The organism is Nocardiopsis codii (genome assembly GCF_036327455.1).
Taxonomy (GTDB): Bacteria; Actinomycetota; Actinomycetes; order Streptosporangiales; family Streptosporangiaceae; genus Nocardiopsis; species Nocardiopsis codii.
This window is the reverse complement of record NZ_JAUZMY010000023.1, coordinates 112,219-122,189: the sequence shown is the minus strand read 5'-3', so window position 1 is coordinate 122,189 and position 9,971 is coordinate 112,219. Positions and strand designations below refer to the sequence as shown.

General features: G+C 72.3%; 8 protein-coding genes. 3 read left to right on the top strand and 5 right to left on the bottom strand.

The window, feature by feature from the left end; all coding sequences use genetic code 11:
* Positions 1-29: 29 nt before the first annotated feature.
* Together Q8791_RS21985 and Q8791_RS21980 are read right to left on the bottom strand one after the other, a co-directional pair.
* Positions 30-1,265 carry a hypothetical protein gene (locus tag Q8791_RS21985; RefSeq protein ID WP_330093649.1) on the bottom strand — a complete coding sequence of 412 codons (1,236 nt, stop codon included), beginning with the start codon at positions 1,263-1,265 and terminating at the stop codon, positions 30-32.
* A gap of 353 nt (positions 1,266-1,618) precedes the next feature.
* Positions 1,619-2,440: a hypothetical protein gene (locus tag Q8791_RS21980; protein WP_330093648.1), complete on the bottom strand. Its 822-nt coding sequence runs from the start codon at positions 2,438-2,440 to the stop codon at positions 1,619-1,621.
* Between the two features lie 322 nt (positions 2,441-2,762).
* On the opposite strand from Q8791_RS21980, the gene Q8791_RS21975 reads away from it, so the two are divergent.
* Positions 2,763-4,508, top strand: a complete 1,746-nt coding sequence (locus tag Q8791_RS21975) for a sensor histidine kinase (RefSeq protein ID WP_330093647.1) — start codon at positions 2,763-2,765, stop codon at positions 4,506-4,508.
* Positions 4,509-4,742: 234 nt separating this feature from the next.
* Here the strand turns inward: Q8791_RS21975 and Q8791_RS21970 are convergent, their stop codons facing one another.
* From Q8791_RS21970 to Q8791_RS21960, 3 genes are all read right to left on the bottom strand, one after another.
* The gene (locus tag Q8791_RS21970; protein ID WP_330093646.1) at positions 4,743-5,414 is read right to left on the bottom strand and encodes a response regulator transcription factor; all 672 of its coding nucleotides are present in this window, start codon (positions 5,412-5,414) and stop codon (positions 4,743-4,745) included.
* Positions 5,415-5,669: 255 nt separating this feature from the next.
* Positions 5,670-7,202 (bottom strand): amidase, encoded by a 1,533-nt coding sequence (locus tag Q8791_RS21965; RefSeq protein ID WP_330093645.1) that lies wholly within the window; start codon positions 7,200-7,202, stop codon positions 5,670-5,672.
* Between the two features lie 32 nt (positions 7,203-7,234).
* Positions 7,235-8,260, bottom strand: a complete 1,026-nt coding sequence (locus tag Q8791_RS21960) for a D-2-hydroxyacid dehydrogenase (RefSeq protein WP_330093644.1) — start codon at positions 8,258-8,260, stop codon at positions 7,235-7,237.
* Positions 8,261-8,574: 314 nt separating this feature from the next.
* Between Q8791_RS21960 and Q8791_RS21955 the strand changes: the two genes are divergently transcribed.
* Entirely contained in the window at positions 8,575-9,057 is a 483-nt protein-coding gene (locus Q8791_RS21955; RefSeq protein ID WP_330093656.1) for a DUF3830 family protein, read from the top strand.
* A 92-nt stretch (positions 9,058-9,149) separates the two neighbouring features.
* Positions 9,150-9,950 (top strand): maleate cis-trans isomerase family protein, encoded by an 801-nt coding sequence (locus tag Q8791_RS21950; RefSeq protein ID WP_330093643.1) that lies wholly within the window; start codon positions 9,150-9,152, stop codon positions 9,948-9,950.
* The last annotated feature ends 21 nt before the right edge of the window (positions 9,951-9,971 follow it).

Below are 9,971 nucleotides of genomic sequence, written 5' to 3'. Positions count from 1 at the left end.
CGACCGGGGGGCGCACGTTCCAGGAGAGGTCAGACGGTGCCGGCGGGCAGCAGGTCGGTCACCGGGCCGGTCTCGATGGTCGGCTCGCCGACCGTGGGCAGGCCACGGACCCCGACCAGGTCGTTGCCCAGCGCGTCCTGGCCGACCAGGTCGGTCACGGCGGCGGTCGTCTCGGGGGCGGCCAGCGGCAGCACGTCACCGGGGGCGGGCAGTTCGGGCAGGCCCAGGTCGCCCGCGGCGGGGGCGGACTGCGGCAGGGTGGAACCGACGATCCCCGTGGCGTCGGAGAGGTCCAGCTCGTCGGAGGGGAGGCTGACGGGGGCCCCGTCGAGCACGCCGGCGGCCGACCCGGCCATGGGCAGCACGTCGTCGGACAGGACCAGATCGGAGACCAGGGTTCCGGCGCCGCCGGTCAGGTCGGTGTTCTTACCGTCGACAGGGCCCACCGGCGTGTCGGCGGCGGCCAGGGGAAGGGTCTCCCCCCGGACGGGCAGGGGGGCGTCGAGGCTGCTCAGGCCGCTCCCGACCTCGTGGACGCCCTGCTCGGCGGTCGAGCCGACCTCGCTGACGGCGGCGACGGCCGTCCCCGCGGAGTCCCGGACGGGCGAAGCACCGTGGCTCAGGGGCAGCGTGCCTCCACCGCCAAGACCCAGGCTCTCCAACAGACCCAGGCCACCGACCGCACCCGACACCGGGTCGGCACCGTGGCTCAGGGGCAGCGTGCCTCCACCGCCAAGACCCAGGCTCTCCAACAGACCCAGGCCGCCCACCGCACCGGACACCGGGTCGGCACCGTGGCTCAGGGGCAGCGTGCCTCCACCGCCAAGACCCAGGCTCTCCAACAGACCCAGGCCGCCCACCGCACCGGACACCGGGTCGGCGCCCTGGCCCAGCGGCAGGGCCTCGCGGGCCGCGCCGAGGTCGAGCGGCCCGACGTTCGCAGAGTTCTCCTCACCTGTCTCCACAGGCGCCGAGACACCGCCGCCGACAGCGTGCCCGGCCGTCTCCGCCGGGGCGGCCTGGTGCCGGACGTCGGGCTGGGCGGAGATCTGCCCGGGGGTGACCTTGACGAGGTCGCCGAGGGGGGTGGAGACGCCCTCGGTCAGCTGCGAGGGGACCTGGCTGCCGAGATCGCCCAGCGGGAGCCCGTCCGTGACGCCGCCGAGGGTGTCAGCTCCGGCGATCCCGGCGCCCAGGGCGACGAAGCTCGCGGCGCTGGCGGCCACCAGCAGGGTCTTGGCGGTGGTGCGGGCGGTGTTGAACATGTGAGTCCTTCCGAAGGTGTACTGCGAGGCTGTCGGGGGGACGGCGGGGCGGGTGTCGTGTCCCGCCGTCCATGGCTCCGCTCCCCTGGCCGAGGGGAGGACGCCGTGGGTTTTCGAGCTTTCCGGTCGGTGGGCCTGTCGCGCCTGGAGGGCGGGCGGCGCTCTGCCGGTCATCAGTCGTGGGTCTGGCTGGCCAACGGCTGACGTGAATCTCGCTGTCGAGGAGCGTGACTCACGTCAACCCCCAGAGACGTCCGGGATCGTGACTCACCGTGATGGCGTGTGAGCGTCCCGGGGCTGGGAAGGGGCGTGCCTGAAGAGGGTCGCGGAGCGACCGGAGTGGGACTGCGCCGCTAGTCGGGCGAGAAGGTCGGCTCGTCGGCGGACTCGGCGGGCGCCGAGCGCAGGACGTGCCGGGCGGCCTGGAACAGGCCGGGGGCCGGAGCCGGGGCGCCGAGCGTGGGCAGGTAGCCCGCGACGAGGGCGCCGCCGGACACCCCGCTCGGAGCGGAGGCGGCCGCGGCCGCGGTGGGAGCCGAAGGAGGTGCGGTGTCGTGCACGGCAGGGCCGGAGGGCGCCTCGTCGGACCGATCGGCGTCGTACCGCGCACCGGAGACCGGGTGGGCCGACAGGATCGGTGCGTGGGTCTCGTGCGCCGACGGGCGTCCGGCGTTCTCGACCGGGTCCTCGGTCGCGTTGTCCCCGTCGGACTCGTGGTCGGTCCGCCGGTCGGCCGTCGCGGGCGTCGGCTCGACCCCCTCGGGGAGGTGACGCTCCACGGGTTCGGTGACCTCGTGGACGGTGTCGCGGACCTGCTGTGTGACGTCGGCGCCCTCGACCGCGTCCTCGGGGACGACCGCTTCGGAGGTGTGGGACACCATCCGCACGGCGCTCTCCCCGACCGCGGCGACGGTTCCGGCCAGTGGTTCGCGGAGTCCGGCGGTCGTGGACGGCACGTACTCCCCGGTGTGCGCACCGGCGGTGGTTCCGGCCTGGTAGACCAGGGTGGTGGCCGCGGGGATCTCGTCCGCCCGCGCCGCGTCGGACGCCGCCGTCCAGGTGGCGACCATGATTCCGCAGAGGAGGGCGGCGAGCAGCAGCGCACGCCGGACCGGGGAGGGAAGCACGGCGGTACGGGCGCCGGAGGCGCTCGTGAAGCCGTGGGTTCCGTTCACCGGGGGTTCCTTCCACCGTGGGACGCGGGGCCGACGCGCGAGGGCGGGCCGGTGCCGGGAGCGGTGCCGGGGGTGGCACGGTCCGGGCCGTCTGACGCGAGGTCGGGAAGACCTTCGTGCGTCGACTGATCGCGACGTTAGCATGAATTACACGACCGGAGCCTCGAATCCACAGGAATTCCCGCCTTCCCGAACAGGCTTCTGATCAGCCAGATGTGGCAAACCGGGGAAAAACCAACGACAATTCACACATAACACCCGAGGAAAAGCGCGCATTGCCAACAGAGACCGTCCGACCGGCTCTGCGGAGGTTGACGAACACATGACCGAGATCCCCCAGAGCCACCCCCTGTCCGCCAGAGGCCTGGACGACCTGCTGACCGAGGTGCACTCGCTGGACTCCCGCATGTCCGCCCAGGGCCGGGTGCACTCACTGCTCCAGGCGGTGCTCGCCATCGGCGGGGACCTGGACCTGGCGACCGTCCTGCGACGGCTCACCGAGGCCGCCGCGCAGCTCGCCGGAGCCCGGTACGCCGGTCTGGGCGTGGTCGACGAGGAGGGCGGTTTCAGCGAGTTCATCCCCGTCGGCATCAGCAAGGAGCAGGCCGAGCGGATCAACCGTTTCCCGCACGGACGCGGCGTCCTGGGCGCCCCTCTGCACGCGCGCAACGCGCTGCGCCTCGCGGACCTGCGCGAGCACCCCGAGTTCGGCGGATTCCCCGAGGGGCACCCGCAGATGGCGACCTTCCTGGGTGTGCCCATCCAGGTGCGGGACGAGGTGTTCGGCAACCTCTACCTCACCGAGAAGGCCAACGGCGGTGAGTTCGACGAGGAGGACGAGGCGATGGTCTCCGCCCTGGCCACGGCGGCCGGGGTCGCGATCGAGAACGCCCGCCTGTACGAGGAGGCGCGGCTGCGCGAGCGGTGGCTGGCCGCCTCCACCGAGATCACCACACGTCTGCTCTCGGGCGCCGACACCGACGAGGTCCTCGCCCACCTGGCGGCACAGGCCCGGGAGATCGGCGGGGCGGACACCGCCGTGGTGCTGCTGCCCGACCCCCGCGCCCGCGGCCACCTGTTCGCGGAGATCGCGGACGGTCCCATCGCGCAGGAGATCCTGGGGACGCCCGTCGAGATCCACGACTCCGCGTGCGGGGCGGTCTACGAGTCCGGGGAGGCCAGGATCATCCCCGACCTGGGCGAGGAGAGCTGCCCGATGCTCACCCACCGCGGCTACGGCCCGGGACTGCTGGTGCCGCTGGGCACCCCCGGGAACACGCGCGGGGTGCTGCTCCTGGGCAAGCTGTCCGACCGCGCGCCGTTCACCGCGACCATACGCCGCATGCTGCACTCGTTCTCGGTCCAGGCGGGGGTGGCCCTCGAACTCGCCGAGGCGCGGACGGACACCGAGCGCCTGGTGGTGCTGGAGGAGCGCGACCGGATCGCCAAGGACCTGCACGACGTGGTGATCCAGCGCCTGTTCGCGTCGGCGATGACGCTGATGAGCACGATGAGGCTCATCGCCTCCCCCGAGGTGGAGGAGAGGGTGCGGCGCACCATAGACGAACTGGACGGCACCATCCGGGAGATCCGTTCGACGATCTTCGCGTTGCAGAATCCGCCGAGCCGCCGGGACACGTCCCTGCGCGGACGCATCCTGAGACTCGCGGAGAACACCGCGCACAGCCTGGGATGCCATCCGGGAGTGAGCCTGGACGGGCCGATCGACGCGTCCGTGCCGGACGACGTCGGGGAGCACCTGCTCGCCGTGCTCGGCGAGGGTCTGACCAACGTGGCCCGGCACGCGGGCGCGACGGAGGTGCACGTGTCGGTGGCGGTGGAGGAGACCGCGGACACGGAGGGCACCAACACGCTCACCCTGATGCTGACGGACAACGGCGTCGGCCTGCCCCCGGAGGGACGGCGCAGCGGGCTGCGCAACCTGGACCAGAGGGCGCAGGTCCTGGGCGGCGGGTTCACGGCGGCGCGCGGCGAGTCCGGGGGGACCGTGCTGGTGTGGAGGGTCCCGGTTCCCGCCGGCGCGGTGCCCCCGCCGGACGCGTTCTGACCGTCCGGGTCCACGGGGCGCGCCCGCGTCGCGGGCGCCGGGTGCACCGGCGCGGACCGGGGCCCGCGGTCACGGCCCGGGGGTGTCTTCCGGAAGGTGTGCGGGTCGGCGTGCGGCCGTGCGGGAGATCTCCCGCAGGACGGTGTGCGGCGTCCGGGCCGGCCGTGCCTCACGTGCGCGGAGCCGCGGCGGGAGGAATCCCGGCGGACGCGGGCCCGGATGCGGGAACACGGTCTAGTAGCGGCGTACCCGCAGCTCGGCGACGAGGACGGCGGCCTGGGTGCGGCGCTTCAGGTCGAGCTTGGAGAGCAGGGCGGACACGTAGTTCTTGACGGTCTTCTCCGCGAGGTACAGCCGCTCGCCGATCTGCCGGTTGGTCATGCCCTCGCCGATGAGGTCGAGGATCTGCCGCTCCTGCGGGGTCAGTTCGGCCAGCGGGTCCGGCTCCGCCTGGGCCCCGCGCAGCCGTTCCAGCATCGCGCCGGTGCTGCCGGAGTCCAGCAGCGATCCGCCGGAGGCGACGGTGCGCACGGCGCCGACCAGGTCGGCTCCGTGGATCTGCTTGAGGACGTATCCCGCCGCTCCGGCCATGACCGCGTCGTACAGGGCGTCCTCGTCGGCGAACGACGTCAGCATGAGGCAGGCGATCTCGGGGTGGTCCGACCGGATCTCCCGGCACACCTGCACGCCCGATCCACCGGGCAGCCGCACGTCGAGGACGGCGACGTCGGGCACGACCACCGGTATGCGCGACAGGGCCTGCTCGGCGGTGCCGGCCTCGCCGACGACGGTCATGTCGTCCTCGGTCTCCAGCAGGGCGGCCACGCCGCGGCGGACCACCTCGTGATCGTCCACCAGGAACACCCTGATCCGCTTCCGGACACCCTCGGTTCCACCGCCCGTCATCGACTCATCCTCATCCCTGCGCCACTGCGTATCGGACACCGCTCCGAGGAAGACGGTAATACGTGAGGGGGACCGCGCGCGGGCCCTTAGGCACTGAACTCCCCGGACAAAGGTCCTGGAAAGGGATATTTCCCCTCGCTTATGGGGCAAAGTACCTGATCAAACCTGGTGTGAATGCGACCAGGGGGAAGTGACAACACGTTCGACACCGTGGTGCCCGGTCCCGGGGCCGAAGCCCGGGACCGGGCACCGCGATCACGGCCTCCGGTCGGCCCAGGGCCGGGCGATCTCGAACGCGCGACAGGCGGCCAGCACGAGGGCGTCGGAATGGCGCGGTCCGACCACCTGGAGCCCCACCGGCAGCCCTCCCCCCGTGAACCCGCAGGGCACGCTCGCGGCGGGCTGCTGGGTCATGTTGAACGGGTAGCTGAACCCCGCCCAGGACGTCCACCTCTCCCCCGCCAGGTGCGGCGGCGACTCGAGGCCCGCCTCGAACGCCGCGATCGGCATGGTCGGGGTGAGCAGGAGGTCGTAGGCGGTGTGGAAGCGCCCCATCCGCGCGCCCATCTCCATGCGCAGCGCCATGGCGGTGAGGTAGTCCTGCGCCGAGTAGGTCAGTCCCTCCTCGATGATGCTCCGCAGCCCGGGGTCGAGGAGGTCGCGCTGCCTGTCGGTGAGCTTCTCCGTGGCCTTCGCCGCCCCCGAGTACCAGAGCACGTGGAACTCGTCACGGGACTCGGGCAGGCCGGGGTCGACCTCCTCCACCCGCGCGCCCAGCGACTCGAACACGGCGACCGCGTCGGCGACCGCCCGCGCCACCTCGGGGTCCACGTCCAGTCCGCCCAGCGTGGGGCTGTAGGCGATCCTCACGCCCCGGACCAGGTCCTCGGCGTCGGTGCTGCGCCGTACGTCGCCCAGGCCCGGCGCCGGGGTCGGCAGCGCCATCCAGTCGCGCGGGTCGAAGCCGGTCATGACCTCCAGCATCAGGGCCGTGTCACCCACGGTGCGGGCCATCGGGCCGGTGTGGGCGAGCGAGCCGAACGGGCTGGCCGGGTAGTGGGGCACCAGGCCCCAGGTCGGCTTGATGCCGCAGATCCCGCTGAAGCTCGCCGGGATGCGGATCGAACCGCCGCCGTCGGTCCCCGTGGCCAGGGGGGCCATCCCCGCCGCGACGGCGGCGGCCGAGCCGCCGCTGGAGCCGCCCGGGGTGGTGGACAGGTCCCACGGGTTGCGGGTGACCCCGGTGAGCGGGCCGTCGGTGACGCCCTTCCAGGCGAGCTCGGGGGTGGTCGTCTTGCCGACGAACACGGCGCCGTTCTCGCGCAGGCGCGCGACCACCGGGGAGTCCTCCTCCCACGGGCCCTCCTGCGCGGTGGTGACCGACCCCTTGAGCGTGGGCCATCCCCGGGTGAGGTGGATGTCCTTGACCGACGTCGGCACGCCGTCCAGGGCCCCGCGGGGTTCGCCGCGCCGCCACCGCTCGGCGGACGCCCCGGCCGCCTCGCGCGCCTCCTCCGGCCGGACGAGGCAGAAGGCGTTGAGTGCGGGGTTGTCCCGATCGATGCGCTCCAGGACGGCGTCCACGGCCTCCACCGGGGACAGCTCGCCGGAGGCGTAGGCCGCGAGGAGCTGCTCGGCGGACAGGTCGGCCGGGCTCGGCGCCCCGCCGGCCCCGGCGGTCGGCCCGGAGGCACCCGGGGCCGGGGTGCCGCCCACGGGCGCTCCCCCGGGTGCTCCGGCGTCCGCTCTCGCGTCGTCGGTCCCGGCCCGGTCGGAACGGATCGTCACTTCAGCCTCCCAAGTCACACCACATGCAGGGGTCAGCCGGGCACGTAGCCGCGGCTCTTGTCGACGACGTTGAGCGGATCGCGCCCGTCGAGGTACCGGTCGAGGTTGTCCAGGAACAGCTCCATGAGGTCGTCGCGCCAGCCGACGACGTCACCGGACATGTGCGGCGAGACGACCGAGCCGGCCAGGCCCCAGAGGGGGGAGACCGCCTTGAGGGGTTCGCCCCGGAACACGTCCAGCGCCGCTCCGGCGATGACCCCGGTGTCGAGGGCGACGGCCAGGTCGGACTCGTCCACGATGGGACCGCGCGCCACGTTGAGCAGGCGCGCCGTGGGCTTCATCAGCTCCAGGAAGCGCCGGTCGACCAGGCCCCGCGTGGCGTCGGTGAGCGGCGCCGCGACCACCACGTAGTCGGCCCGGGGCAGTTCGCCCAGCAGGGTCGGACCGCCGTCGGCGCCGCGTTCGGCCAGGCTGGACTCGACCACGGCGCCGAAGTCGGGGTCGCCGTCGCGGGCGCGGCTGCCGGAGCCGCGCACCTGCATGCCGACCGCGGCGAGCTTGCGAGCGATGTGGCGGCCGATCGGCCCGGTGCCGACCACGAGGACGCGCTTGCCGGACACCCGCTCGGTCTCACGGTGCTCCCAGCGGTGCTCGCGCTGGTGGTCCCAGGTCCGGTGGAAGTCCTTGGCGAACGCGATCACCTGGCCGAGCACGTACTCGGCGATGGGCTCGTCGAAGATGCCGCGCGAGTTCGTGACCACGACGCCGCTGTCGACCAGGCCGGGGAACATCAGGTTGTCCACGCCCGTGGTGGCGGCGTGGACCCACTCCAGGGAGTCGGCCTTGGGCCAGGCGGAGGCGAGGGCCTCCGTGAACAGGTCCCACACCAGCAGTGCCCGCGTCCCGGGCAGCTTGGCGGGGAGTTCCCCGGCGGTGGCGTAGACGACCTCGCCCAGACGCGGGTCGTCGTCGAGCCGCGCGTGTCCGGGCGGCAGGACGTCCCCGTGCAGCACGAGGAGTCTCGGTCGGTGGGGCGCGGAAGGGGTGGAAGTGTTCACGGGCGTGCGCTCTCCGGTCGGCGGCGGGTGTTCAGAGAGGTCGTGTGCGGTGGGGAGGATCGCCCTGCACGGGAAACGCTAGGGAGCCGACATGGGATTGTCAACAATCCACAAAGCAGCCGTTCCCGCCGGATACCGACCCCTCTCGCACCACATCCCACCAGTCGTGAACACCCGCACCGACCGTCTCTATTGCCGCATCCCATGTGTTGATCATAAGATTGTCGACAATCAACAGTCCTGTTGTGCGAGTTGTCCAGCACGTCCCAGCCAGCCAACGCCGACGTCGAAGGGACTACACATTGCCCAGGTACATGACCGTCACCCTGCCCGCTCGCGGGGTCTCCTGTGTGGCCGAACTCCTCGACAAGGACGCGCCGCGCACCTGTGAGGCCGTGTGGAACGCCCTTCCGCAGGGAGACGCCGTCCAGCACGCCAAGTACGCGCGCAACGAGGTCTACACGATGGTGCCGAGGTTCGCCGAGGTCGAGCCGGGCCAGGAGAACCCCACCGTCACGCCGATCCCCGGCGACATCGTCTACTTCTCCTTCGACGGCGGCATGCTCGACCGCGCCTTCAAGGAGGACAAGGGGATCCACGACCTGCCGGGCGTCATCGACCTCGCGCTGTTCTACGGGCGCAACAACCTGCTGCTCAACGGCGACGTCGGCTGGGTGCCCGGCAACGTGTTCGCCACCGTCGTCGAGAACCTGCCCGCCATGGCCGAGGCCTGCAACGACGTCTGGCGATCCGGAAGCGTCGGCGAACGCCTCCTGTACGAGCGACTGGAACGCTGAGCGGCCCGAAGGGGCCTCCCGGCCCCCGCACACCGGCACATCCCGCACATCCGAGAAGACACCACAACACATCTCCGGGAGGTGAGTGACCGATGCGTACCGAGGGGAACCACACGAACGGCACCGGCGCAGAGCACGGAGTCGTCGAACTGGCCGCGACCACGCAGACGCCATGGCAGTCGGGGGTCGGCGTCATCGCGCCCTACGACTTCGCGCTCGACCGCGAACTGTGGCGGTGGACGCCGGACGACGTCTCACTGCACGTCACACGGCTGCCGTACGTCCACGTACCGGTGACGGTCGACCAGGCCGCCGCCCTGTCCCGCGAAGAACACGTCGACCCGGCCGTCCGGGCCCTGCTCGCCCCCGAACCGCTGGCCATCGGTTACGCCTGCGCCTCCGGGAGCTTCGTCCACGGAGCGGAGGGGCAGCGGCGCCTCCACCAGACGATGGTGGACGCCGGCGCACCCGCCGCCGTCACCACCTCCGGAGCCCTCATCCAGGCCCTCGACGCGCTCGACGTCGACCGGATCGCGGTCGTGACGCCGTACGTGGACAGCGTGACCGACCGGCTCCTGGCCTACCTCGCCGAGCACGAGATCGGAGTGACCTCCAGCGTGGGCCTGGGGCTGCTCAGCCACATCTGGAGGGTCACCTACGGGGAGGTGTCCCAGGCGGTGCACGCCGTGGACCGCCCCGACGCCCAGGCGGTCTTCATCAGCTGCACCAACGTGCTCACCTACGACATCATCGCGCCGCTCGAACGCGAGCTCGGCAAACCGGTGATCGCCGCCAACCAGGTGACCATGTGGGCGGTGATGAAGGCCGCGAACCGGCAGGCCGTGGCCCACGGGCAGCGCCTGATCGACGTGGCCGCGCCGAGCGCCGCGTGACCCGGCCCGGAGACAGTAAGG